Below are 25,837 nucleotides of genomic sequence, written 5' to 3' on the forward strand. Positions count from 1 at the left end.
GTCGCACAAAGTGGAGAACTTGATCGCGCTGCTTGTCGCCGCACCGCTGGTCGGTGCGGCCCTGCTGCTGTGCGGCGGCAAACGCCTGGACCGCACCGGCCACCTGATCGGCTCGCTGTTCGCGGTGGCCTCGTTCGCCATCGGGGTGGCGCTCTTCGCCGACCTGCTCGGCAGGGGAGCCGAGGACCGTACGCTGCATCAGTATCTGTTCAGCTGGATTCAGGTCGGCGGCTTCCGGGCCGATGCCGCCTTCCAGCTCGACCAGTTGTCGATGACCTTCGTCCTGCTGATCACCGGTGTCGGATCGCTGATCCACATCTACTCGATCGGCTATATGGAGCACGACGAGCGGCGCCGCCGCTTCTTCGGCTATCTCAATCTGTTCCTGGCGGCGATGCTGCTGCTCGTCCTCGCCGACAACTACCTGCTGCTGTACGTCGGCTGGGAGGGTGTCGGCCTCGCCTCGTACCTCCTGATCGGCTTCTGGCAGCACAAGCCCAGCGCGGCCACCGCCGCCAAGAAGGCGTTCCTGGTCAACCGCGTCGGCGACATGGGCCTGTCCATCGCGATCATGCTGATGTTCACGACCTTCGGGACCTTCGCCTTCGGCCCGGTGCTCGCCGCCACGGGCGAGACCTCCGAAGGCAAGCTGACGGCCATCGGGCTGATGCTGCTGCTGGCCGCCTGCGGAAAGTCGGCGCAGGTGCCGCTGCAGTCCTGGCTCGGTGACGCGATGGAGGGCCCGACCCCGGTCTCGGCCCTGATCCACGCCGCCACCATGGTCACCGCCGGCGTGTATCTGATCACCCGCTCCGGCGCGATCTTCAACGCCGCACCCGATGCCCAGGTGGCCGTTGTCGCGGTCGGCGCCGTCACCCTCCTCTTCGGTGCGATCGTCGGTTGCGCCAAGGACGACATCAAGAAGGCGCTGGCCGGCTCGACGATGTCGCAGATCGGCTACATGATCCTGGCCGCGGGCCTCGGCCCGATCGGCTATGCCTTCGCGATCATGCATCTGGTCACCCACGGCTTCTTCAAGGCGGGCCTCTTCCTCGGCGCCGGTTCCGTGATGCACGGCATGAACGACGAGGTGGACATGCGCCGTTACGGCGGTCTGCGGACGTACATGCCGGTCACCTTCATCACCTTCGGCCTCGGCTATCTGGCGATCATCGGCTTCCCCGGACTGTCCGGCTTCTTCTCCAAGGACAAGATCATCGAGGCGGCCTTCGCCAAGGGCGGCACCGAGGGCTGGATCCTGGGCGGCGCGGCCCTGCTGGGCGCCGCGATCACCGCGTTCTATATGACGAGGGTGATGCTGATGACGTTCTTCGGCGAGAAGCGCTGGGATCCGGACACCACCCATCCGCACGAGTCCCCGAAGGTCATGACGATCCCCATGATCGTCCTGGCCGTCGGATCGGTCTTCGCGGGCGGGCTGTTCAGCGTCAACGAAACGTTCGTGAAGTGGCTGGAGCCGGTCACGTCCTTCGAGCACGGCCACTCCCCGGTCAGCGCCACCACCGTCACCGCCGCCACCATGGTCGTCCTGGTCCTCGGCGTCGGCCTCGCCTGGGCGATGTACGGCCGCAGGCCCGTACCGGCCACCGCCCCGCGCGGCTCGCTGCTCACCCGGGCCGCCCGCCGCGACCTCCTCCAGGACGACTTCAACCACGTCGTCCTGGTGCGCGGCGGCGAACACCTCACCCGCACGCTCGTCTATCTCGACCACTCCCTGGTGGACGGCGCGGTCAACGGCACGGCGGCCTCGATGGGCGGACTCTCCGGCCGGCTGCGCAAGTTGCAGAGCGGCTTCGTCCGTTCCTACGCGGTCCAGATGCTGGGCGGGGCCGCCGTTCTCATCGCCGCGACCCTGCTGATGAGGGGTGTCTGAGCCATGTCCTTTCCCCTGCTGACGGCAACGGCCGCGGTCCCGGCGATCGGCGCGATCGCCACCGCCGCGGTGCCCGCCGCCAAGCGCACCGCGGCCAAATGGCTGGCGCTGGCGTTCTCGCTGGTCACCTTCGCGCTGGCCCTGGTGATCGCGTTCCGCTTCGTGCCCGGCGCCAAGGGCCCGTACCAGCTCACCGAATCGCATGCCTGGATCCGGGACTTCGGGGTCCGCTACGAACTCGGCGTGGACGGCATCGCGGTCGCCCTGATCGCCCTGACCGCCCTGCTGATCCCGTTCGTCATCCTGGCGGGCTGGCATGACGCCGACCCTCTGGAGGAAACCGCTGCACCCGACAGCGGCTCCGCCGCGGGCAACCGCCGCAACAGCTGGCGCCCCACCCAGGGCTTCTTCGCCCTGATCCTGGCGGTGGAGGCGATGGTGATCCTCTCCTTCGAGGCCACCGACGTCTTCCTCTTCTACATCTTCTTCGAAGCCATGCTCATCCCGATGTACTTCCTCATCGGCGGCTTCGGGGACCGTGCCCATGTGCACGGCGAGGAACAGGCCGCCACCCAGCGGTCGTACGCCGCGGTCAAGTTCCTGCTCTACAACCTCGTCGGCGGCCTGATCATGCTGGCCGCGGTGATCGGGCTGTACGCCGTCACCGCCGACCAGCTCGGCACGGGCACCTTCTCGCTCCAGCAGATCGTCGAGGCACGGGCCGCCGGAAAACTGGAGCTCGGCACGGGCACGGAACGCCTGCTCTTCCTCGGCTTCTTCTTCGCGTTCGCCGTGAAGGCCCCGCTGTGGCCGCTGCACACCTGGCTGCCCAACGCCATGGGCGAGGCGACCGCCCCGGTGGCGGTGCTGATCACCGCGGTCGTCGACAAGGTCGGCACCTTCGCGATGCTCCGCTTCTGCCTCCAGCTCTTCCCCGGGGCCAGCCGCTGGGCGACCCCGGCCATCCTCGTCCTCGCGCTGATCAGCATCGTCTACGGCGCCCTGCTCGCCGTCGGCCAACGCGACATCAAGCGGCTGATCGCCTACGCCTCCATCTCCCACTTCGGCTTCATCATCCTGGGCATCTTCGCCATGACGACCCAGGGCCAGAGCGGCGCGACGCTCTACATGGTCAACCACGGCATCTCGACCGCCGCCCTGATGCTGGTGGCCGGCTTCCTGATCAGCCGCCGCGGCTCCCGCCTGATCGCGGACTACGGCGGCGTCCAGAAGGTCGCCCCGGTCCTCGCGGGGACGTTCCTCGTCGGCGGCCTCGCCACCCTCTCGCTGCCCGGACTGGCGCCGTTCGTCAGCGAATTCCTGGTCCTGGTCGGCACCTTCAGCCGCTATCCGGTCATCGGCATCATCGCCACCCTCGGCATCGTCCTCGCCGCGCTGTACGTCCTCGTCCTCTACCAGCGGACGATGACCGGCCCGGTGAAGGCCGAGGTGCGCAGCATGCCGGACCTGCGGGTGAGGGAGCTGGTGGTGGTCGCGCCGCTGATTGCGCTGCTGCTCTTCCTCGGGGTGTATCCCAAGCCGCTCACCGACATCGTCAATCCGGCGGTGGGCCACACCCTCTCCGTCGTGGACAAGAAGGACCCCAAGCCCGCTGTGCAGGTGGACGCCGTGCCAGGTGGAGCCCGGCACGGCCACGCCGCGCCTGATCAAGACGTGGAGGCCGCGAAGTGAGTTCCGTGGCAAGTGTCCACAGCCTGTGGACGGTGGCGGCCGAGGTGCCGGGCCGGATCCCGGCGCCGCATATCGAGTACGCCCAGCTGTCGCCGACGCTGATCGTCCTCGGCGCCGCCGTGATCGGCATCCTGGTCGAGACGGTGCTGCCGCGCAGCAGCCGCTACTACGCCCAGCTGGCGCTGTCCGTGGTGGCGCTGGCCGCCGCGTTCGCCGCGGTGATCGGCCTGGCGGCGGGCGGCTTCGGCTCGTCCAAGGCGCGGATCGCCGCGATGGGCGCCATCGCCGTCGACGGTCCCGCCCTCTTCCTCCAGGGCACGATTCTCCTGGTCTCCCTGGTCGCCGTCTTCACCTTCGCCGAGCGCCGGCTCGACCCGGCGGCACACGGCAAGAAGGTCGACTCCTTCGCCGCGCAGGCCGCCGCCGTCCCCGGGGGCGCCGCCGAACAGGCCGCGGTCAAGGCCGGGTTCACCACCACCGAGGTCTTCCCGATCGCCCTCTTCGCGATCGGCGGCATGCTGATCTTCCCCTCGGCCAACGACCTGCTGATGCTCTTCGTCGCCCTGGAGGTCTTCTCCCTCCCCCTCTACATCCTGTGCGCCCTGGCCCGCCGCCAGCGCCTGCTGTCCCAGGAAGCCGCGGTCAAGTACTTCCTCCTCGGCGCCTTCTCCTCCGCCTTCCTCCTGTTCGGCATCGCCCTGCTGTACGGCTACGCGGGCACGGTCACCTACGCCGGAATCGCCGAGGTCGTCTCGGACGGTGCCAAGCAGATCGACCCGGCGCTGGCCGGCACGATGGGCAACGACGCCCTGCTGCTGATCGGCGCGGCGCTCGTCCTGATGGGCCTGCTGTTCAAGGTCGGCGCGGTCCCCTTCCACATGTGGACGCCGGACGTCTACCAAGGCGCCCCGACCCCGGTCACCGGCTTCATGGCGGCCGCCACCAAGGTCGCGGCCTTCGGGGCGCTGCTGCGGCTGCTCTACGTCGTCCTTCCGGGCATGCGCTGGGACTGGCGGCCGGTGATGTGGGGGGTCGCGATCGTCACGATGCTCGGCGGCGCCATCGTCGCCATCACCCAGACGGACATCAAGCGCCTGCTGGCCTACTCCTCCATCGCCCACGCCGGCTTCATCCTCGCCGGTGTCATCGCCACCAGCGAGGACGGCATCTCGTCCGTCCTCTTCTACCTGGGTGCGTACTCCTTCGTGACGCTCGGCGCCTTCGCCGTCGTCACCCTGGTACGGGACGCGGGCGGCGAGGCCACCCATCTGTCCAAGTGGGCGGGACTCGGCCGCCGTTCGCCCCTGGTGGCCGCGGTCTTCGCCGTCTTCCTCCTCGCCTTCGCCGGCATCCCGCTGACCTCCGGTTTCGCCGGAAAATTCGCGGTCTTCAAGGCGGCGGCGCAGAGCGGCGCGGGCTGGCTGGTGGTGATCGGCGTCATCTCCTCCGCCATCGCCGCGTTCTTCTACATCCGCGTCATCGTGCTGATGTTCTTCAGCGAACCGAAGGCGGACGGTCCGACCGTCGCGGTCCCCAGCCCGCTGACGACCACGGCCATCGCCATCGGTGTCGCGGTCACGCTGGTGCTGGGTCTGGCGCCCCAGTACTTCCTCGACCTGGCGGGGCAGGCCGGCGTTTTCATCCGCTGACGCCGCCGCCCGGCGATACGGCAAACACCGGACGGCCGCCGCCCGGAACCCCAAGGGGCTCCGGGCGGCGGCCGTCGGTCGTTGATCGTGCGAGCGGTCAGCTGGAGGGCATGTCCGGCATCTTGGGCATGTCCGGAACCTTCACGCTGCCGTCGGTGACCTTGGTGTACTTCTCGGTCGGCCCGTTCTTCCACTCGACCGTCATCGTCTTGCCGTCCGAGCCGGGCCTGAGGGTGCCCATGGTGCGGCTGTCGTCGCCCTTGGAGCAGGTCAGAACGGCCATCGCCGTGCCGCCCATCTCCTGGACCTTGCCCATACAGGCCGTCTTGTGCCCCTCGGCGAAGGCGACCGTGCCGTGGCTGACCACGAGAACCAGCGGACTGTCCGCCGACCCTGCCTTCCACGGCCCCTCGAATGCCTTGCCGCCCGGGGCCTTGTCGCCCCCGCCCGGAGTCGACGGCCCGCTCTCCGGCGCCTTGCTCGGCGCACTGTCACTGCCCTTGTCGCCGCTGCTTCCGCAACCGCTGAGCAGCATCGCGGCAACCGCGGCCGCCCCGGCGATCTGCGCTGCCTTGCGCACGTAGGTCTCCTCCGTTGTGGGACAGGGAGGGGTGAGGGTAGCAGCCGGGGAGCGGACCGGGACGGCGCTGCCGACCCGCTCCCCAGGGCCTCCTTCCGGCCGCGGCCCCGCCGCACCGACAACGACTCCCTTGGACCCCGACCTTGCGCCGCCGTCCGCCCCGCCGGCCCCTACGTCCCACCTCCTGCTACCTGCTGCTATCTCCTGCAGTCGACCCTCCTGCGTGCGACGCCGCGCTCTTGTCCAGCTGGACGGCCTCGTACACCGCGGTGGTCCACTCCGGCTCGGCGAGGCGTGTGAGGCCGCGTCGCCGGGCGCGGAGGGAGACGCCGGGGGAAGTCCGGTGGCCCGGCCGGTGGCCGGTGCGTGGGCGGCCAGAAGGCGGTCGCGGTGGTCGGGAGGCGGTCGCCGTGGTGGGGAGGCGGGCGGCGATCGCGGACCGTTAGCGGGCGCGGGCCGGGCGCCCCGACCGACCGGGCCGGCGGGGAACCGGGCCTACGAGAAGAGGCCCAGGGCGCGCCGGGCCTCCCGTCGTACCGCACCGCGCTCCTCCAGGCGGCGCAGGCACAGCTCACACACCGGCCGGGCGGCGCTGCGTGCCCCGCGGCGGGCCTGACGTTCGCGCTGCGGTTCTTGTCCGGGGCGGGCAGGGCAGCGAGGCCCGTCCAGCACCGGATCGTCCGGCGGCAGCGGATGAGCCACCGTGGTCCGGTCACCGCGTCCGACGGTGATCCGCCACGCCGCCTCCGGGTCGGCCGGCGCCGCGCCCGCCAGGCCGTACCGCAGGTACCCGAGGCTGTTCATCGGCCGGCCGCGACGGAGGCACCCCCCCCGTGCCCTTAAGGCCCCGGGGAGGGGCTGGGGCGGGCGCACCGGACTCAACCCGTCATGGGGCCTCCTGGGGTGAGCCGGTGAGGGCGGGCGCGGGCAGGACGTGCCCGGTGACCTCGCCCAGGCCGATCCGGGTGCCATCGGGGCCGGGGGCCCAGGCGGTGAGGGTGACTTCGTCCCCGTCCTGGAGGTAGGGGCCCTTGCCCTGGGTGATTTCGAGGAGGCAGCCCAACTGGTCGGGCTCGGGCCCGGAGACCGTGCCGGAGGCGAAGAGATCGCCGGTCCGCAACGAGGCGCCGTTGACCGTCATATGGGCCAGCTGCTGGGCGGCCGTCCAGTACATCGCCGAGAACGGCGGGCTGGAGAGACGCTCGCCGTTGACGGCCACCTCGATGCGGATGTCGATGCCGCCCGGCTCCACCTCCGCATCGTCGAGGTAGGGGAGCAGCGGGAAGTCCCGGGCGGGCGGTGCCGTACGCGCCGCGTCGAAGGCATCGAGCGGGGTGATCCAGGCGGAGACGGAGGTCGCGAAGGACTTGCCCAGGAAGGGGCCGAGCGGCATGTACTCCCAGGCCTGGATGTCGCGCGCGGACCAGTCATTGACGAGGCAGACGCCGAAGACATGGTTGCGGAAGGCGTCCAGGCCCACCGGTTCGTGGAGGGAGGACGGGGTGCCGACGACGAAGCCGACCTCGGCCTCGATGTCGAGGCGGGCGGACGGGCCGAAGGTCGGCGCGGCGTCGGCGGGGGTCTTGCGCTGACCGTTGGGGCGGACCACCGGGGTGCCGGTGACGACGACGGTGCCGGACCGGCCGTGGTAACCGATCGGCAGATGCTTCCAGTTGGGCGGCAGCGCCGCGCCGTTCGGGCGGAAGATCCGGCCGACGTTGGTCGCATGGTGTTCGCTGGAGTAGAAGTCGACGTAGTCGGCGACCTCGAAGGGGAGGTGCAGGGCCACCTCGTCGAGAGGGCGGAGGAGCGGCGTCACGGTGGCGCGGTGCTCAGGGGCGGTGACGGCGGTGCGGACGGCTGCGCGGACCTCTTGCCAGACGCTGCGTCCGGCGGCCAGCAGGGGGTTGAGAGTCGGTGCGGTGAGCAGAGCGCCGTGCGAGGGCTGCACGACCGCGGGCAGTGCGCTCGGCAGGGCGCTCAGGTCGAGGACATGGCGGCCGTAGCGGACGCCGAGCCTGCGCCGTTCGGGAGCGTCAGACGTGCTGAAGACGCCGTAGGGGAGGGTGTGCGGGCCGAAGGGATCGCCTTCCGCCAGGTCGAACGGGCTCTGCTCGGGCATGGACAGCTCCTCGCTTCCTCGTCGCCGGTGGGCGGCCGGGCCGGCTCGGCATCGGATGGCCGGGCCGGTCGGTTCGAAGATCAGGGTACGGCCGGGCGCAATGCGGCGGGGGAGCCTGTGGATAACCTTCGGCCCGGCCGCCGAACCGACCCGTGAAGCGCCTCCGGGCCGGTCCGGCGCCGCCCCTCGGGCCGGCCGGTGATCCGGAGCGCCCGGCAGGCGCCGAGGACGGCCGGTAGCTGTCGGAACCGGCCGGTGAGCCGGCCACCGCCACCGCGACGAGACGGACCGGCGTGCCGCACCGAAGCAGCGGTGCTCTGTGGCAATCTCCGGACCGGCGTGGTGACCCGGTCGGGGAAGCAGGGGTGAGCAGGCCACGAGGATGGCCGAAGAACCCATGGTCCTCGTGGGTATTCGGTTCCGCGGTGACGGCTGTTGCCCCAGGGGCTACCGGGAATTCGTCCGCCCCTGCCGTCCCCGCTCTACCGGCGCAAATCGCAAACAAAGGAATATTGGCGACATACCGGTCGATGGGCCGGTGTGCTGGCCGGGTGGTTCGGGGGGCGGGCGCTCATGGTGATCGAACTGCGACCGGATACGCTGGCCAGTGGTGGAGACAGCGACAGATCGACATTCCGTTTGATCGTCAGCAGACAGGAGTACCCCTCGTGACCGTCGTCGAGCCTTTCGGGCTGAGCGTGCGGGACCAGGCACTTGAGGCCGATGTCCAGGCCGGGTTGGCCGCTGTCGAGGAGGGCCTGCTGGAGGCCACCAAGAGCGACGTCCCGTTCATCACCGAGGCCGCGCAGCACCTGGTGCGCGCCGGCGGCAAGCGGTTCCGGCCGCTGCTGGTGATGCTGGCCGCGCAGTTCGGCGACCCGTACAGCCCCGGCGTGGTGCCGTCGGCCGTGGTCGTGGAGCTGACGCATCTGGCGACGCTCTACCACGACGACGTGATGGACGAGGCCGATGTGCGCCGCGGCGTGGCCAGCGCCAACGCCCGCTGGGGCAACTCCGTTGCCGTGCTGACCGGCGACTTTCTCTTCGCCCGTGCCTCGCACATCCTGGCCGACCTCGGCCCCGAGGCGGTCCGGATCCAGGCCGAGGCGTTCGAACGCCTGGTGACCGGCCAGATCCTGGAGACCGCGGGACCGCGCGACGGCCAGGACCCCGTCGACCACTACCTGGACGTCCTCGCGGGCAAGACCGGCTCGCTGGTCGCCGTCGCCTGCCGCTTCGGCGCGATGATGTCCGGCGCCGAGGAGTCGGTGGTCAACATCCTCACCCAGTACGGCGAGCGGCTGGGCACCGCTTTCCAGCTGGCCGACGACGTGCTGGACATCGCCAGCGACTCCCACGAGTCCGGCAAGACGCCCGGTACGGATCTGCGCGAGGGCATCCCGACGCTGCCGGTCCTGCGGCTGCGGGCGCAGGCCGAAGGGGAATCCGGTACGGCCGAGGACCGCGCCCTGTGCGAGCTGCTGGCCGGCGACCTCACCGACGACGCCCGGCATGCCGAGGCGCTGGCCGGGCTGCGCGCCCACCCGGCGCTGGAGCAGGCCCGCCGCGACACGGTGCGCTATGCCGAGCAGGCCCGCGCGATGCTGGCGCCGCTGCGGGAGTGCCCGGCCAAGGCGGCGCTGGAAGGGCTGTGCGACGCGGTGGTGCACCGGGCCGGCTGAAGTCCGGTCCCGGTGTGGGAGGGCCGGCCGGGCGGTTCGGCCGCACGGTCCGACGGGGTGGTCCGGGCCCGGTCAGGGCTCTCAGAACCGGAACCGGAACTCCACCCTCGGTATGACGTTCCGTGATGCCGTAGCCGTCCCTTGCCCGTTCGTTGCCCGTCGTTGCCCGCTCCTGAGATGTCCCCAGGGCCGTTCGCCCGGCCTTCCCCTAGGGGGTGATCAGCCTCGCGGCGTACATGTGCCGCCCTTCCGCGGCCGGATGTCATCCCTCAGCAGTACGACGAGTTGGACCCGCGGGCTGACGCCGTGTCTGCGGCGATTTGGTGGGATGGGAAGCACCAGAACACGGCGGACGGGCCGCAACGAGCCCGAGGGGTGGACGAGTGCATCGCGCGGAAACCGCCGTAGACGACGGAGGTAGGCACATGCCACGGAACGAACCGACCGAGGTCACCGACGGATGGGACGGGGGGCGCTCGCCGAGGCGCCGTAAGGCGGCGCGGTACGCCGTACCGGTCGCGGTGGCGGGGGTGGCGGCGGCCACGATCGGGCTGGTCCCGGCGTTCGCCGGCTCCGGTTCTCCCGACCTGCCCAAGATCTCGGCGCAGGAACTGATAGCGAAAATCGCGAAGTCCGATGTCCAGCAGCTGTCCGGCACGGTCCGGGTCACCACGGACCTCGGCCTGCCGTCCCTGCCGGGCGGTGGAAGCGCCGCGGCCTTCGGCGGCGACGGCCAGGGCGACGGCCCGAAGGGCTCGGACGAGGCATCCGCGTCCCCGCAGAACAAGCTGATGGAGCTGGCGTCCGGTACGCACACGCTGCGCGTCGCCGCCGACGGCCCCGACAAGCAGCGGCTGTCCATCGTCGACAAGGCCGCCGAGTACAGCATCATCCACAACGGCGACCAGGTCTGGGCGTACGACAGCGGCAGCAACACCGCCGTCCGCAGCACGGCGGACGCGCACGGCAAGGACGGCCGGGGGCACCACGGGCCCAAGGGATTGCCCAAGGGCCTGAAGAACGCCACTCCGCAGGACCTCGCCAAGGAGGCCCTGAAGGCGGCGGAGGACACCACCTCGGTCACGGTCGACGGCACGGCGCGGGTCGCCGGGCGGGACGCCTACCAGCTCCTGATCAAGCCCAAGCAGTCCGCTTCGACGGTCGGCTCGATCCGGGTGGCGGTCGACGCCGACAACGGCGTCCCGCTGAAGTTCACGCTGACGCCCAAGAGCGGTGGCGCGGCCGCGATCGACGTGGGCTACACCAACGTCGACTTCGCCAAGCCCGCCGCCGGCTCCTTCTCCTTCACGCCGCCCAAGGGCGCGAAGGTCGTCGACGCCGACAAGGAGCGCGCGAAGGCCGGGCGGCAGCACGGCAAGGACATCAAGGGCTTCAAGGACCGCAAGGGCCTGGAGGGCCTCAAGGGCGGGGACGGGCCGAACATCATCGGCAAGGGCTGGACGTCCATTGCCACGATCAAGGGCTCCGGCTCCGGCCTGCCCGCCGGCAAGGAGAAGGGCGCCGCCGGCGATGCGGGCGCGTTCCTGGACAGCATCGGCCAGAAGGTGACCGGATCCTTCGGCTCCGGCCGGGTGTTCAGCACCCGCCTGGTCAATGCCCTGATAACGGACAACGGCACGGTCTATGTCGGTGCCGTCGACAAGCAGGCCCTGATCGACGCGGCCAACGCCGCCAAGTAAGGGGCCACGGGAGCGACCAGGGTTCGCCGCGCCTCCCGTCCGGGGGGCGCGGCGCAGCCCGTAGGCCGGGCGCCATACCGTGGAACACTCCGTACTCCACTCCGCACGCCATCCGTACGCCATGAGTTGAGGGAGCCGATGCCACCGCCACCCACCGCGGGTTCCGAGCGCGCGGTCCCGCCGCGCGCCGGCGACCGGGTGATCGAGACCCAGGGGCTGACCAAGGCGTACCGTGGCGGCCAGCTTGCCGTCGACCGCCTCGATCTCGCCGTACCGCGCGGCAGCGTCTTCGGCTTCCTCGGCCCCAACGGTTCCGGCAAGACCACCACCATCCGGATGCTGATGGGCCTGATCGAACCGACCGCGGGCAGCGCACGGGTCCTGGGCGCCACCATGCCCGGCGCCGGGCGCCGGGTGCTGCCCAGGGTCGGCGCCCTGATCGAGGGCCCGGCGCTCTATGGCTTCCTCAGCGGCCGCGACAATCTGCTGCGGTTCGACGCGGCCGACCCGACCGCCGATCCCCGCACGCGTGCCGAGCGGGTCGGGCGGGCGCTGGAGCGGGTGGGGCTGGCCGCCGCGGCCGGCAAGAAGGCGCGGGCCTACTCCCTTGGGATGAAGCAGCGGCTCGGGCTGGCCTCGGCCCTGCTCCAGCCGCGTGAGCTGCTGGTCCTCGACGAACCGACCAACGGCCTGGACCCGCAGGGCATGCGGGAGATCCGTGCCCTGGTCCGCGAGCTGGCCGCGGACGGCACCACGGTCTTCCTCTCCTCGCACCTCCTCGACGAAGTCGAGCAGGTCTGCACCCATGCCGCGGTGATGGCCCGAGGACGGCTCATCATCCAGGGCACGGTCGCCGACCTCTCCGCCACGGTCCTCGGCTCGCGCGGCAGCGGCCGGCTGACGGTGACGACACCCGATCCGGCGGATGCCGTCCGCGTCCTGAAGGAGCAGGGCGTGACGGACCTCCGGGTCACCGACGACCGGGTGAGCGGCGAACTCCCCACGACCGCCGGGCCCGACGGCCAGGAGCCGTGGGAACTGTCGGATCTCAACGCCGCGCTCGTCCATGCCGGCGTCCGTGTGCGCGGCTTCGGCGCCGAGCGGCCCTCGCTGGAGGACGTCTTCGTCCATCTGACCGGGGAGGGCTTCGATGTCGCAGGCTGAGGTGTCAGGGGCCGGGACACCAGGGGCCGGGGCGGCGCCGCGCCGCCCCGGGCCGCTGTGGTCGCTGGGCCTGCTGCGCAGCGAGATCGGTATGACGTTCCGGCGCTGGCGCACCCTCGCGCTGCTGGCGGTGCTCGCGGGCGTACCGATCCTGGTCGGCATCGCCGTGAAGATCGAGACCGGCGACGGCGGACCGGCGGGCCACGGTGGCGGGGACGGCGGCCCGGCGTTCCTCTCCCAGGTCACCAACAACGGCCTTTTCCTGGTCTTCACCTCGCTCGCCGTCACGCTGCCGTTCTTCCTCCCGATGGCCATCGGAGTGATCGCGGGGGACTCCCTCGCGGGCGAGGCCAATGCCGGGACGCTGCGCTATCTCCTCGTCGCTCCCGCGGGCCGTACGCGTCTGCTGCTGGTCAAATACGCCACGACCCTCGCGTTCTGCCTGGTGGCGACCCTGGTCGTGGCGCTCTCGGCGCTGGCGGTCGGCGCGCTGCTCTTTCCCCTGGGCGATGTCACCCTGCTCTCCGGCACGTCCATACCGTTCGGCGAGGGACTGCTGCGCGCGCTGGCCATTGCGTGCGTGGTGGCGCTCTCCCTGATGGGGGTCGCCGCCGTGGGCCTGTTCATATCGACGCTCACCAACAGCGGTATCGCGGCGATGGCGACCACGGTCGGCCTGCTGATCACCGTGCAGATCCTGGACACCATCCCGCAGTTGCAGGCCATCCAGCCGTATCTCTTCCCGCACTACTGGCTGTCCTTCGCGGACCTGTTGCGCGACCCCGTCTACTGGGACGGGCTGCAGAAGAACATAGGCCTGCAGGCGCTGTATGCGGTCGTGTTCGGCTCGGCGGCGTGGGCGCGGTTCACCACGCGGGACGTCACTGCGTGATACGGGGGCCGGGGTCGGCGGTGGCCGCGCCGGCCTGGGCAGTGGCTGTGGCCTCGCCCGCCGCCTCGTCCACTGCCGCCTCGGCGAGCGCGGTCTCCGTGGCCGCCTCGCCCGCTCGTGCCCCCGCGGCGGCCAGTGCGGTCCGCGCACGCCGTGCGGTGCGCAGCGCGTCCCAGGTCAGTACGCACAGGGCCAGCCAGACCAGCGCGAAGCCGGCCCAGCGCTCGGGCGGCATCTCCTCATGGAAGACCGTCAGGCCGAGGACGAACTGAAAAGTCGGCGCCAGATACTGCATCATCCCGATCGTCACCAGCGGCAGCCGCATCGCCGCCGCACCGAAGCAGATCAGCGGCACCGCGGTCGCGATGCCGCAGCCTGCGAGAAGCAGCGCCTGGCCGGGTCCGCCGGTGACGAAGCTGGACTCGCCGCGCGCGCCCAGGTAGATCAGAAAGCCCAGCGCGGGCAGCAGCTGCATCGCCGTCTCCGCGCTGAAGCCCTCGATGCCGTCGAGCTTGATGCCCTTCTTGACCAGGCCGTAGGTCGCGAACGACAGGGCCAGGATGAGCGCGATCCAGGGCACCTTGCCGTAGGCGACGGTCATCACGACGACGGCCAGGGTGCCGATGCCCACCGCCGTCCACTGCAGCGGCCGCAGCCGCTCGCGCAGCACCAGCACACCGAAAGCGATGCTGACCAGGGGGTTGATGAAGTAGCCGAGTGAGGCTTCGAGGACGTGCCCGGCATTGACGGCCCAGATGTAGAGGAACCAGTTCACCGAGATGACCAGGGCGCAGACCAGGACCAGCCCGAGCCGCCGGGGCTGCCGCAGCAGCGGGGGTATCCAGGACCAGCGGCGCAGCACGGCCAGGATGATGACGGCGACGGGCAGCGACCACATCATGCGGTGGGCCAGGATCTCGGACGGCGCGGCGGCGTCCAGCAGATGCCAATAGAGGGGCAGCAGGCCCCACATGGTGTAGGCGGCGAGACCGAAGGCGAGTCCTGTGCGCTGATCGGTTCGAGGCTGCAAGGGACCCTCCCGTTGGTGCTGCGTCGACTCAGTGAAGGTAACGCCGTACGCCGCCGCTGTCATGCCTGTTTCGGAATACGGTCATGACAGTCCCGGCTCCTTGAGGGCGTCGGCGATCGCGTCTGAGAGCGGAGTGGTCGGACGGCCGAGGAGCCGGGCCAGGTCACCGGAGGTGGAAGCCAGCTCGCCACGGGCGATCGCGGCGTCCGCATCGGCCACCATCCGCGCGGCGGGGCCCGGCACCCCCGCCTCGGTCATCAGCGCCGCATACCGCTCCTCCGGCAGATCGCGGTACGGGATCTTGCGGCCGGTCTGCCGGGACACCTCGGCCGCGTACTCGGCCATCGTCCAGGCGGTGTCGCCGCTCAGCTCGTACACGGAGTCCTCATGGCCGCTGCCGGTCAGCACCTCGGCGGCGGCCTCGGCGTAGTCCCGGCGCGCGGCACTGGCCACCCGGCCGCCGTCCGCGCTGCCGATGACCGCCCCCGTCTTCAGGGTGCCTGCCAGGGCCCCGGTGTAGTTCTCGTGGTACCAGCCGTTGCGCAGCAGGCAGTACGGCACGCCGGACGCCAGGAGCGCCTGCTCGGTGGCGATGTGCTCCTCGGCGATGGAGAAGGTGGCGGCCGGTCCGCCCAGCACGCTGGTGTACGTGAGCAGCGCCACGCCCGCCTCCCGCGCGGCGTCGATGACCGCGCTGTGCTGGGCGAGGCGCCGGCCTGCCTCGTTGCCGGAGATCAACAGCACCCGGTCGCCGGCCGCGAAGGCGCCCCGAAGGGTTTCGGGCCGGCCGTAGTCCGCGATCCGCACCGCGACCCCGCGCGCCGCGAGATCCGCCGCCTTGGCCCGGTCGCGGGCGACCGCGACGATCTCGCCCGGTGCCGTACGCGCCAGCAGTGCCTCGATGACGAGCCGGCCGAGCGCTCCGGTGGCGCCGGTGATGACGTAGCTCATGAGTTGCCCCCTGTGGGTGTTCGCGGACCGAGGGCACGACCATACATTCGTCATAAACAAATGTCTATGACGAATGTATAGATGGGGGATTCGCGGATGGCGGATGTATGGATCTGAGGGTGTGGGTGTGCGGCGCGCCGACCCAACGCCACGGAACGACAAACGGGTGCCCGTGCGGGAACGCCATAAGGCGCTCGCGTACGGACACCCGTGAGGGCGCCGGCCTGGGGGCGTCAGATCAGCCGACGACCGTCCAGGTGTCATTGCCGGCCAGCAGGGTGGCGAGGTCGCCCTTGCCCTTCTGCTCGATGGCGGAGTCGAGCTGGTCGGACATCATCGTGTCGTAGACCGGGCGCTCGACATTGCGCAGGACACCGATGGGGGTGCGGTGCAGCGTCTCCGGGTCGGCGAGCCGGGAGAGCGCGAAGGCTGTGGTGGGCGAGGCGGCGTGCGCGTCATGTACCAGCACGCCGTCCGCGCCCTCCTCGGTGACATCGATGACCTTGAGGTCGCCGGTGGCCGGGTCGCGGACCACGCCCTTGGAGCCGAGGCCGTCGGGGGCCGGGGCCCCGAACCGGATCGGCTGGCCGTGCTCCAGGCGGATGACCGCCTCCAGGGCCTTGTCCTTGTCCTTGAGGACCTCGAAGGCACCGTCGTTGAAGATGTTGCAGTTCTGGTAGATCTCCACCAGCGCCGTGCCCGGGTGGGCCGCGGCCTCGCGCAGCACCGAGGTCAGATGCTTGCGGTCGGAGTCGACGGTGCGGGCCACGAAGGACGCCTCGGCGCCCAGCGCCAGCGAGACGGGGTTGAACGGCGCGTCCAGCGACCCCATCGGCGTCGACTTGGTGATCTTGCCGATCTCGGAGGTGGGGCTGTACTGGCCCTTGGTCAGACCGTAGATCCGGTTGTTGAACAGCAGGATCTTGAGGTTGACGTTGCGCCGCAGGGCATGGATGAGGTGGTTGCCGCCGATGGACAGCGCATCGCCGTCACCGGTGACGACCCATACCGACAGGTCGCGCCGCGAGGAGGCCAGGCCGGTGGCAATGGCCGGGGCGCGGCCGTGGATGGAGTGCATCCCGTAGGTGTTCATGTAGTACGGGAAGCGGGAGGAACAGCCGATGCCGGAGACGAAGACGATGTTTTCCTTCGCCAGGCCGAGCTCGGGCATGAAGCCCTGGACGGCGGCGAGGACGGCGTAGTCACCGCAGCCGGGGCACCAGCGCACTTCCTGGTCGGACTTGAAGTCCTTCATGGACTGCTTGGCCTCGGCCTTGGGCACCAGGGAGAGCGCCTCGATCTGTGCGGGCTTCTCCTCCGAGATCGTCTCAGTCATTGATGGCCTCCTTAAAGACCTCCGCGAGCTGCTCGGCCTTGAACGGCATGCCGCTGACCTGGGTGTGCGAGCGCGCGTCCACGAGGTACTTGGCGCGCAGCAGGGTGCTGAGCTGTCCGAGGTTCATCTCCGGCACGACCACGTTGTCGTAACGCCGGAGCACCTCGCCGAGATTCCTCGGGAAGGGGTTGAGGTGGCGCAGATGCGCCTGAGCGATGTGCGCCCCTGCGCCCCTTACGCGCCGTACCGCCGCGGTGATGGGGCCGTACGTCGAACCCCAGCCCACGACAAGGGTGCGGGCCTGGCCGGACGGGTCGTCGACCTCGACGTCCGGGACCTCGATGCCGTCGACCTTCGCCTGGCGGGTGCGCACCATGAAGTCGTGGTTGGCGGGGTCGTAGGAGATGTTGCCCGTGCCGTCCTGCTTCTCGATGCCGCCGATACGGTGCTCCAGGCCCGGCGTGCCCGGCACCGCCCACGGGCGGGCCAGGGTCTGCTCATCGCGCTTGTAGGGCCAGAACACCTCGGTGCCGTCCGCCAGCTGGTGGTTGGGGCCGGATGCGAACTGGACGCGCAGGTCCGGGAGTTCGTCGACGTCGGGGATCCGCCAGGGCTCGGAGCCGTTGGCCAGATAGCCGTCGGAGAGCAGGAAGACGGGGGTGCGGTAGGTCAGGGCGATACGGGCCGCATCCAGCGCCGCGTCGAAGCAGTCGGCCGGGGTCTTCGGTGCCACGATGGGCACCGGGGCCTCGCCGTTGCGGCCGTACATCGCCTGCAGCAGATCGGCCTGCTCGGTCTTGGTGGGCAGGCCCGTCGAGGGTCCGCCGCGCTGGATGTCCACGATCAGCAGCGGGAGCTCGAGGCTCACCGCCAGGCCGATGGTCTCCGACTTCAGCGCCACACCGGGGCCCGACGTCGTCGTCACCGCGAGCGACCCGCCGAACGCCGCGCCCAGCGCCGCGCCGATGCCCGCGATCTCGTCCTCCGCCTGGAACGTCCGCACACCGAAGTTCTTGTGCTTGGACAGCTCGTGCAGGATGTCGGAGGCCGGGGTGATGGGGTACGAGCCCAGGTAGAGCGGCAGATCGGCCTGCTGCGAGGCGGCGACCAGCCCGTAGGACAGCGCAAGGTTGCCGGAGATGTTGCGGTAGGTGCCGGTCGGGAAGGCCTTGGTGGCCGGGGCGACCTCGTAGGACGTCGCGAAGTCCTCGGTGGTCTCGCCGAAGTTCCAGCCTGCCCGGAAGGCCGTGACATTCGCCTCCGCGATATCCGGCTTCTTCGCGAACTTCGACCGCAGGAACTTCTCGGTGCCCTCCGTCGGCCGGTGGTACATCCACGACAGCAGGCCCAGCGCGAACATGTTCTTGCTGCGCTCGGCCTCCTTGCGGGAGAGCCCGAACTCCTTGAGCGCCTCGATCGTCAGCGTCGTCAGCGGCACCGGATGGACGTTGTACGCCTCCAGCGAGCCGTCCTCCAGCGGGCTGGTCGCATAGCCGACCTTGGCCATCGGGCGCTTGGTGAACTCGTCGGTGTTGACGATGATCTCCGCGCCCCGCGGCACATCGCCGATGTTCGCCTTCAGGGCAGCCGGATTCATGGCCACCAGGACGTTCGGAGCGTCACCGGGGGTGAGGATGTCGTGGTCGGCGAAGTGCAGCTGGAAGCTGGAGACGCCCGGCAGGGTGCCTGCGGGGGCCCGGATCTCGGCGGGGAAGTTCGGCAGCGTCGACAGGTCGTTGCCGAACGACGCCGTCTCGGAGGTGAACCGGTCGCCGGTGAGCTGCATGCCGTCACCGGAGTCACCCGCGAACCGGATGATCACCCGGTCCAGGCGCCGGACTTCCTTGCCTCCGCCGCCGTCGCCGGGCGTGCGCTGTTCCCCGACAAGCGCACCATCGGTCTTCTCGGCTGGGCTACTGACCTGGCTGGTCACTGCTTCGGACCTCCCTCGAGGGGTGCGGCGTCCCCGCCTGAGGCAGGGCTCGGGACGTGTCGTACCGACCGGTTGTCCCATATCCATCGTACGTGGGTAAGGGTCGCCTTCCCTGAGTCGGTCACATAGTGAACATCACGATGAGACACCGTTCTGGCATGATTTGTCATGAAATCAACGCCCCCGTTACCTCTTCTCCGCGGCACTCCGGACTTCGTCCATTAGTTCTAGGTCCAAGGTCCTGGGCCCTGGGTGACATCTCTCCGGCCTGGGCATCTGACAGGCTGTCAAATGATCAGGAGTTGAGGTAGGTCAGCACCGCGAGCACCCGACGGTGATCCCCGTCACTCTGGGCCAGGCCCAGCTTCAGAAAGATGTTGCTGACGTGCTTCTCGACCGCGCCGTCGCTGACCACCAGCTGCCGGGCGACCGCGGAATTCGTCCGGCCCTCGGCCATCAGCCCCAGTACTTCCCGCTCCCTCGGTGTCAGATTGGCCAGGACGTCCTGCTTACGGCTCCGTCCGAGCAGCTGCGCCACCACCTCCGGGTCCAGCGCGGTGCCGCCCCCGGCGACCCGGACCACGGCGTCGACGAACTCCCGGACCTCGGCCACCCGGTCCTTGAGCAGATAACCGATGCCCTTGGTGGAACCGGCCAGCAGCTCCGTCGCGTACTGCTCCTCGACATACTGCGACAGCACCAGCACGCCCAGATCCGGATGGTCCCTGCGCAGCCGGATCGCGGCCCGCACCCCTTCGTCGGTGTGCGTCGGCGGCATCCGTACGTCCGCCACCACCACATCCGGCAGCGCACCCTCGTCGGCCAGCTCGGCGATCACCTTGATCAGCGCCTCGGCGTCCCCCACACCTGCCACGACATCGTGCCCACGGTCGGTGAGCAGTCGCGTCAGGCCCTCCCGGAGGAGCACCGAATCCTCGGCGATGACCACCCGCACCCTGTCCTCCACGGTTCAGCTTCCCCCACGCCTCGTACAACCCGATCTCCGGCTCCAGCATTCCAGCATTGGAGATACGGCGCGGCGGGAGCAGGGGATTGGATGCCAGGGAGGGCCGAGGGGGCTCAGGGGAGGGGAGGCGCACAGGGGGCCGGGGCCGGACCCCCGTCCCGGCCCCGGCCGTGGCTATCCGGCCGCTACCGGCTGCGCCACGGCAGCTCGGCGGATATGGAGGTCGGACCACCCTCCGGGGATCGCACCACCAGCAGGCCGTCCATGGAACCGAGCCGCTCGGCCAGGCCCGCCAGGCCGCCGCCCGCTCCGGTGGAGGCGCCGCCCCGGCCGGTGTCCGTCACCTGCAGCATGATCCGGTCCGCGGCGCGCCAGACATCGACCGTGGCGCTGGTGGCCCTCGCATGCCGGGAGACGTTCTGCAGCAGCTCGGAGACGGTGAAGTACGCGATGCCCTCGATCGCCGCGGCGGGTCTGAGGTCCAGGTCGACGGTCACCGTCACCGGCACCGGGCACCGCGCGGCCAGCGCCGACAGCGCCGGGCCGAGCCCCCGGTCGGTCAGGATCGCCGGATGGATGCCCCGGGCCAGATCCCGCAGCTCCTGCAGCGCCAGCTTCACCTCGCCGTGCGCCTCGTCCACCATCCGTGCGGCGGCGTCCGGGTCCTTCGCCAGCTTCTCCTTGGCCAGTCCCAGGTCCATGGCGAGCGCCACCAGCCTGGCCTGCGCACCGTCGTGCAGCTCCCGCTCGATCCGCGCCAGATCGGCCGCCGCGGTGTCGACCACGGCCCCTCGGTTCGACTCCAGCTCCGAGACCCGGCCGGCGAGGCGGGACGGGCCCAGCAGCCCGTGCACCATCAGACGGTCCACCTGGGTCAGCCCGCGGATCAGCCACGGCCCGGCCAGCACCAGCAGCAGCCCGACGGCGCTGATCCCGCCTATCTCCATGGGAGTGTCGAGGTAGAAGCCGTGGCCGTCGCCGTCGCCCCACATCTGGATGCCGGGCAGGCCGAGGTATGCGGGGAACGTCCACCGCCACAGGGGGTAGGTCAGCAGGCACCAGCCGACGGACCAGAAGGTCGTGGCGAAGACGAAGGAGAACAGCGCCCACGGGAAGTGGAAGAAGGAGTAGAGCAGGTGCCGCCAGGACACTCCGCTCTTCAGGACGGCGCCGATCCACCCCATCGGGCCCGGCTTGGCGGCGCGGACCGGCTCCGGCTCGGCCACCTCCAGCCCGAGCAGCGCACGGGCCCGCCCGCGCTCCACAATGCCCAGCGCCCGGCATCCGGCCAGCCCGCCGGCCAGCACCGGGATGCCCAGGAACGTGATCAGCAGACCGGCGCCGAGCGAGATCACCGCTATCGCGTAGCTGAACATCACGCACGCGATCGGGAGGCTGAGGAAGAGATAGAGGAACTCGCGCCAGGTGCGCCCGGAGAAGGGGGCGCGCAGTCCCACGGGCACGTGGGAGCCGCGGGGCTGCGGTGCGTATGCGGTGTCCATCGTCTCGTCGTCCGTCCGTTCTGCCGTATGCAGGAGGTCTTCTGCCGGATGCGTCCGGCCGTTTTCCGCTACGACAAGAGTCCGCGGCCGCCGCCGCCCGCACCATGAGGTTCAGCGCAGTCTTTTCCTGGGGTTTTCCCCACCCCCGGGCCTGAGGACGACCACCCTCACGCCCCGGACCGACCCGTCGGACCGCCCCACCATGCCCCTGCCCCGCCCCGTCGCCCCCGCCCGCCACCGTCCCCCTGCCCGTCAGCGCTTCCCCGTCCGCGACGTCTCTCCGCGCGCCCGCCACGGCAGCTCCGCCGTCACCCGCGTCGGCCCGCCGACCGGAGAATCCAGCACGAACAGCCCGTCCACCGACCCCAGCCGCTCGGCGAGCCCGGCCATTCCGCTGCCGCCGTCCAGCCGGGCCCCGCCCCGCCCGTCGTCCGCCACCTGGATCAGCAGCCGGTCCTCGACCCGCCACACCTCCACGGACGCCTTCCGCGCGGCACTGTGCTTCGAGATGTTCTGCAGCAGCTCGGAGACGGTGAAGTAGACGATCCCCTCGATGGCGGGCGCGGGCCGCTCCGCCAGGTCCACGGAGGTCGCGACCGGCACCGTGCAGCGCCCGGCCAGGGAGGCCAGCGCCGGCCCCAGCCCCCGGTCCGTCAGGATCGCCGGATGGATGCCCCGGGCCAGATCCCGCAGCTCCTGCAGCGCCAGCTTCACCTCGCCGTGCGCCTCGTCCACCATCGCCGCCACGCCCTCGTCGGCCCGGCCCTCCAGCAGCTTCTCCTTCGCCAGCCCGAGCCCCATGGCCAGCGCCACCAGCCGGGCCTGCGCACCGTCGTGCAGATCCCGTTCGATCCGCCGCAGATCGGCCGCCGCGGTGTCGCTGACCGCCATCCGGTCCGCCTCCAGCTCGGCGATCCGCCGCTCCAACTCGTCGGAGGGCGAGAGCAGTCCGCGCACCATCGCCCGGTCCACGTTCGACAGCCAGCGCGCCAGCCAGGGCAGCGCCGGCCACGCCACGAACAGCGAGACGAGGGTGACCGAGAAGGTGAGGACGGCCCAGGGCAGCCGGATGAACGCGAACAGGGCGTGCCGCCAGGCGACCGGATCCTTCAGACATGCCCACAACCAGGGGAAGAACCCCTTCTCCCGCGCCCGCAGCGGACTCGGCTCCTCCACTTCCACCCCGAGCAGGGCCCGCGCCCGCGCACGCTCCAGCTTCCCGTACCGCCGGCACGCCACCAGCCCCGTCGCCAGCAACGGCAGCCCGACCACGGTGACGGACAGCCCGATCCCGAGTGTGAGCCAGACCAGCAGCACCACGAACGCGACGACGTCCAACGGGAAATTGGAGAGCAGATAGGCGATCTCCCGCCAGGTCCAGGCGCTGAGCGGCGCTTTGGGGGGCGGGGGTGAGGTGTCGTCAAGGGGGGCGGCACCGGTGCTGATGGGGGGACTTTCCGTCATGGGGTCCAGCCTGCCCGGCGGGGGCGCTGGGGGCCATGGGGTGGCCGGTGCGGCGAAGGTGGGGTTTTCCCCACCTCCGGCCGCCGTCCTCCCGCGCATCGGTGCAGGTTGGTGCCGATCTCGTTATCGCCTCTGGTGGACACGGCGCGCCGGCGGGACCGTATGGTGTGGCGGTGCAGAGCGGGAGAGGCGGGGCGATGGCGCGGGGTCGTGACAGCCGATTGCTGGAGCCGGAACCCGTCGCGGCGGAGCTCGTCGACGAGACGGCCGGTCCGCTCGACATCCGTGGCTGGGGCTGGGGCGAACGGACCAGGGCCTGGACGTCGGTGACGGCGAGTGTGCTGCTCGCAGCGGTCGCCGGGGTCTGCGCGGTCACCTGGTACGGAGGCACCGCCCCCTGGCTCGGAGGCGCCGCGGCGCTCGCCGCGGGCGCGGGCGCGGTGATCGGCAAGGTGGCCGGACAGCCGGGACGGCACGCCCCCGATGTCGCGCTGCTGCTGCTCGGTGGCGGGCTCGGCGTGGTCGCCTCCTGGCAGGCCGTTTCCGGCGGCGCCGCCAGGCTGGCCGCCGCAGGACTCACCGTCGCTGTTGTCTGCGCGCTCCTCGGCCTGTGTACGCCGCTGGGCCGCGGCGGCCTGACCGGCGCGGCCTCGATCGCGCTCACCGTGGGCGGCTGGGAGCTCGGCCTGGCATTGACCACCCCCGCCCGTACGGGAGTTGCGCTCGGCTTCGTCTCCGTCCTCGTGCTCGGGTATCTGCCGCGGCTGGCCCTGATGGCCGCCGGGCTGACCCGGCTGGACGACCAGCGCTCCGGTGGCACGCCGGTCAGCAGGCACCAGGTCGCGGCCGCGCTGGGTGCCACCCACCGCGGTCTGGCCCTGGCCACGGTGGCGATGGCGGTCTCGGCCGGCGCGGCGGCCGTGCTGGCGGTGGACACACCGGGCCTGTGGACCGTGCTCACCGCGCTGTTGCTCTGTGTGGTGCTGCTCTCGAGGGCACGCGCCTATCCGCTGGCGGTAGAGGTCGTCGCGTTGCTGGCAGCCGGAACCGCCGGAGCCGTACGGCTCGTTCTGCTGTGGGCGACGGACGGCGGCGGCCGGGCCGGTGCCCTGGTGGTGCTGGGCGGGCTGGCGCTGCTCCCGGTGGCGGTGCTCGCGGTACGGGTGCCGGAGACCCTGCGGGCGCGGCTGCGGCGGTGGCTGGATCTGGCCGAGTCGATCGCCGTGGTGGCGCTGATCCCGGTGGCCCTGGGGGCCTTCGGGGTCTACAGCTTGCTGCTGGGCGGGTCCTGACCCGGAAGGCTGCGGAGGGAAGATGTCGGCGGAAGCGAGTGCGCATGCGGCTGCTGGAGCCGCTGCGCATCAGGGCGCGGGAGCGGAACCGGTCCGACCGGGCCGGGCGTTGAGTGAGGGGGAGGGAGGTATGGGTGCGGTGAGTACGAGTTCGGGTTCGGGTGCGACGGGTGGGGCCGGGCCGATGCCCGCATGGGCTCCGGAGACGGCGACGGCTCCGGTTTCTCTGGAGAAGCCGGCTGCTCCGGCAGCGCGGCAGGCCCCCATGGAGCCGACGTCTGCCGGGCAAGCCGCTCTACGGCAGGCCGCCGCAGTGCAGGCCCCCGCAGCGCAAGAGCCCATTCCCCACATCCCCGCCACGCACATCCTCGGTGCGCAGGCCCCCGCTGCGCAGCCCCAGGCCCCGGTGTCCCAGGCCGCGCCGCCCCCGGGACCGCCCGCCCCCGCCGCCCCGCCTCCTGCCCAGGCGGCCCCCGCCACCGCCCCGTCGGCACCCGTGCCGACCGCCTTCGTGCCGACGGCCTCCGTCCCCTCGGTGCCCGCTCCCGCCCCGTCGGCCCCCGCCCCCGGCCGCTACGGCCGTTCCGGTGTGCCGGCGCGTACCCCCGTCTCCGTCCCCCTGCTGCCGCCCGAGCTGGCCGCCGGGCAGCCCAAGCCGCGGCGCGGCGACCCGCTGGCCCGGCGGGCCGGGCGGGCGCTGCGGCGGGTGTTCGCGTCGTCCCCGGCCGCCGAGACGGCGGCCGTCACCCAGGCCGCCTCCGCCATTCAGCAGCCCGTGACCACCGGCCGCCAGATCGCCGTGTCCAGCATCCGCGGCGGCGCGGGCAAGTCCACCGTCGCCGCCCTCCTGGCACTCACCTACGCGCACTACCGCTCCGACCCGGTGCTCGCCGTCGAGGCCGATCCCGCGCTCGGCACACTGCCGCACCGCCTCGGTGCGCGGGAGGTGCGCTGGTCGGGCAGCGATCTGGCCCAGATCGTCGACCCGTCGATGCTGATCACCGACCTGACGGGCTATCTCCTGCCGTTCGCGGGCGGCGGCTGGCTGCTGCCCGGCAGCCAGGGGTCCATCGGCACCCGGCTGGATCTGGAGACCTACCGGGTCGTGATGACCTCCTTGCGCCGTCATTTCGCCGCCACCGTGGTGGACTGCGAAACGCTGCCCGCCGAGGTGGCGCGCACCGCCCTGGTGACCACCCAGGCGCGGGTGCTGGTCACCCCGGCGACCCCGGAGGGTGTGGCGGCCACCCGCTCCGTACTGAACTGGATAGGCGGTCTGCACCCCGGCCTGCTGCCGACCACGGTGGTCGTGCTCACGCACTCCTCTCCCGATGCCGGTCTCGACGTGCGCAAGGCGGCCGAGCATCTGGGCGCCGGGGGCGCGGCGGTGCTCCCGCTGCCGTACGACCGCCATCTGGCGGCGGGCGGAGCCATCCGGACGGAACTGCTGGGCGAGCGGACCCGGGAAGCGGCGGCCCGGATCGCCGCCGAGGTGATGGACCGTGCCGTCTCGCGGGAGCCGGGGAGGCGGCAGGGCGGGGCCCCGCAGGCGATACACCCCCCGCAGGTCGTCCACGCCCCGGGCCAGGCGTCCGTGCCGCCGCAGGCCGCTGCCCCCGGGCCCGCTCCTGTGTTTCCGCACCCTGCTCCGGGGGCCGTGCCCGTACCGCCGCAGCCGGCCCCGGTGCCCCGGCCTGCCGCACCGCCGATGCCGCAGGCCCCGCTCCCGCCGATGCCGCAACCGACCCTGCAGCCGACGTCGCAACCCCAGCCCACCCGGGCCCCGGCTGCGTCACCTCCCCCGGCTCCGGCTCCGGCCCCGCCCCCCGCATCGCCCCGGCTGTCGGCCCCCGCCGATCCCGGCACCCCCGCCGATCCCGGCACCCCCGCCGATCCCGGCACCCCCGACACCCGCAGCCCCTTCGACGGCGGCCCCATGCGCTGATCCACCGCCCGCCGACCGGGCCCGCCGTCCGCTCCGTGAGAC

Annotated in this window: 19 protein-coding genes; 9 read left to right on the plus strand and 10 right to left on the minus strand. The window is 71.3% G+C overall.

Annotated features, from left to right (window positions below; genetic code table 11):
* Window positions 1-10 precede the first annotated feature (10 nt).
* From nuoL to nuoN, 3 genes are read left to right on the plus strand one after another with little or no spacing between them, the layout of a single operon-like run.
* Window positions 11-1,894 (plus strand): NADH-quinone oxidoreductase subunit L, encoded by a 1,884-nt coding sequence (nuoL, locus tag ADL29_RS20245; RefSeq protein WP_053925048.1) that lies wholly within the window; start codon window positions 11-13, stop codon window positions 1,892-1,894.
* 3 nt (window positions 1,895-1,897) lie between these two features.
* On the plus strand, window positions 1,898-3,586 hold the full coding sequence (locus ADL29_RS20250; protein WP_053925049.1) for an NADH-quinone oxidoreductase subunit M: 1,689 nt from the start codon (window positions 1,898-1,900) through the stop codon (window positions 3,584-3,586).
* Window positions 3,583-5,235 carry an NADH-quinone oxidoreductase subunit NuoN gene (gene nuoN, locus ADL29_RS20255; RefSeq protein ID WP_053925050.1) on the plus strand — a complete coding sequence of 551 codons (1,653 nt, stop codon included), beginning with the start codon at window positions 3,583-3,585 and terminating at the stop codon, window positions 5,233-5,235. The genes ADL29_RS20250 and nuoN overlap by 4 nt, the downstream gene beginning before the upstream one ends.
* Window positions 5,236-5,332: 97 nt before the next feature.
* Here the strand turns inward: nuoN and ADL29_RS20260 are convergent, their stop codons facing one another.
* From ADL29_RS20260 to fahA, 3 genes are all read right to left on the minus strand, one after another.
* Complete coding sequence (locus ADL29_RS20260) at window positions 5,333-5,815, minus strand: hypothetical protein (RefSeq protein WP_053925051.1); 483 nt, start codon at window positions 5,813-5,815, stop codon at window positions 5,333-5,335.
* Window positions 5,816-6,310: 495 nt separating this feature from the next.
* Complete coding sequence (locus ADL29_RS46335; protein ID WP_053925052.1) at window positions 6,311-6,619, minus strand: GPP34 family phosphoprotein; 309 nt, start codon at window positions 6,617-6,619, stop codon at window positions 6,311-6,313.
* A gap of 82 nt (window positions 6,620-6,701) precedes the next feature.
* Entirely contained in the window at window positions 6,702-7,937 is a 1,236-nt protein-coding gene (gene fahA / locus ADL29_RS20270; protein WP_053925053.1) for a fumarylacetoacetase, read from the minus strand.
* 668 nt (window positions 7,938-8,605) lie between these two features.
* On the opposite strand from fahA, the gene ADL29_RS20275 reads away from it, so the two are divergent.
* From ADL29_RS20275 to ADL29_RS20290, 4 genes are all read left to right on the plus strand, one after another.
* Window positions 8,606-9,619, plus strand: a complete 1,014-nt coding sequence (locus ADL29_RS20275; RefSeq protein WP_053925054.1) for a polyprenyl synthetase family protein — start codon at window positions 8,606-8,608, stop codon at window positions 9,617-9,619.
* A 425-nt stretch (window positions 9,620-10,044) separates the two neighbouring features.
* Entirely contained in the window at window positions 10,045-11,319 is a 1,275-nt protein-coding gene (locus ADL29_RS20280; RefSeq protein WP_053925055.1) for a LolA family protein, read from the plus strand.
* A gap of 138 nt (window positions 11,320-11,457) precedes the next feature.
* Window positions 11,458-12,483: an ABC transporter ATP-binding protein gene (locus ADL29_RS20285; RefSeq protein WP_053925056.1), complete on the plus strand. Its 1,026-nt coding sequence runs from the start codon at window positions 11,458-11,460 to the stop codon at window positions 12,481-12,483.
* On the plus strand, window positions 12,470-13,375 hold the full coding sequence (locus ADL29_RS20290; protein WP_053925057.1) for an ABC transporter permease: 906 nt from the start codon (window positions 12,470-12,472) through the stop codon (window positions 13,373-13,375). Before ADL29_RS20285 ends, ADL29_RS20290 begins: the two co-directional genes overlap by 14 nt.
* Here the strand turns inward: ADL29_RS20290 and rarD are convergent.
* The 7 genes from rarD to ADL29_RS20325 form a co-directional block, all read right to left on the minus strand.
* On the minus strand, window positions 13,365-14,405 hold the full coding sequence (rarD, locus tag ADL29_RS20295; RefSeq protein ID WP_053925058.1) for an EamA family transporter RarD: 1,041 nt from the start codon (window positions 14,403-14,405) through the stop codon (window positions 13,365-13,367). The genes ADL29_RS20290 and rarD overlap by 11 nt on opposite strands.
* Window positions 14,406-14,486: 81 nt before the next feature.
* Entirely contained in the window at window positions 14,487-15,356 is an 870-nt protein-coding gene (locus tag ADL29_RS20300) for an SDR family oxidoreductase (RefSeq protein WP_053925059.1), read from the minus strand.
* A 238-nt stretch (window positions 15,357-15,594) separates the two neighbouring features.
* Window positions 15,595-16,692, minus strand: coding sequence for a 2-oxoacid:ferredoxin oxidoreductase subunit beta (locus ADL29_RS20305; protein ID WP_053925060.1), 1,098 nt, complete (start codon window positions 16,690-16,692; stop codon window positions 15,595-15,597).
* Window positions 16,685-18,625 (minus strand): 2-oxoacid:acceptor oxidoreductase subunit alpha, encoded by a 1,941-nt coding sequence (locus tag ADL29_RS20310; RefSeq protein WP_053925061.1) that lies wholly within the window; start codon window positions 18,623-18,625, stop codon window positions 16,685-16,687. Before ADL29_RS20310 ends, ADL29_RS20305 begins: the two co-directional genes overlap by 8 nt.
* Before the next feature lie 295 nt (window positions 18,626-18,920).
* Window positions 18,921-19,580, minus strand: a complete 660-nt coding sequence (locus tag ADL29_RS20315; protein ID WP_046931099.1) for a response regulator transcription factor — start codon at window positions 19,578-19,580, stop codon at window positions 18,921-18,923.
* Between the two features lie 197 nt (window positions 19,581-19,777).
* Window positions 19,778-21,094, minus strand: a complete 1,317-nt coding sequence (locus tag ADL29_RS20320; protein ID WP_053925062.1) for a sensor histidine kinase — start codon at window positions 21,092-21,094, stop codon at window positions 19,778-19,780.
* A gap of 252 nt (window positions 21,095-21,346) precedes the next feature.
* The gene (locus ADL29_RS20325; protein ID WP_053925063.1) at window positions 21,347-22,558 is read right to left on the minus strand and encodes a sensor histidine kinase; all 1,212 of its coding nucleotides are present in this window, start codon (window positions 22,556-22,558) and stop codon (window positions 21,347-21,349) included.
* A 197-nt stretch (window positions 22,559-22,755) separates the two neighbouring features.
* Here ADL29_RS20325 and ADL29_RS20330 point away from each other — a divergent pair, with 197 nt between their 5' ends.
* Window positions 22,756-23,850 carry a ubiquitin family protein gene (locus ADL29_RS20330; protein WP_053925064.1) on the plus strand — a complete coding sequence of 365 codons (1,095 nt, stop codon included), beginning with the start codon at window positions 22,756-22,758 and terminating at the stop codon, window positions 23,848-23,850.
* A gap of 313 nt (window positions 23,851-24,163) precedes the next feature.
* Window positions 24,164-25,795 (plus strand): CpaE/TadZ family protein, encoded by a 1,632-nt coding sequence (locus ADL29_RS45375; RefSeq protein ID WP_245689556.1) that lies wholly within the window; start codon window positions 24,164-24,166, stop codon window positions 25,793-25,795.
* Window positions 25,796-25,837 lie beyond the last annotated feature (42 nt).

Source organism: Streptomyces chattanoogensis (assembly GCF_001294335.1).
GTDB classification, from domain to species: domain Bacteria; phylum Actinomycetota; class Actinomycetes; order Streptomycetales; family Streptomycetaceae; genus Streptomyces; species Streptomyces chattanoogensis.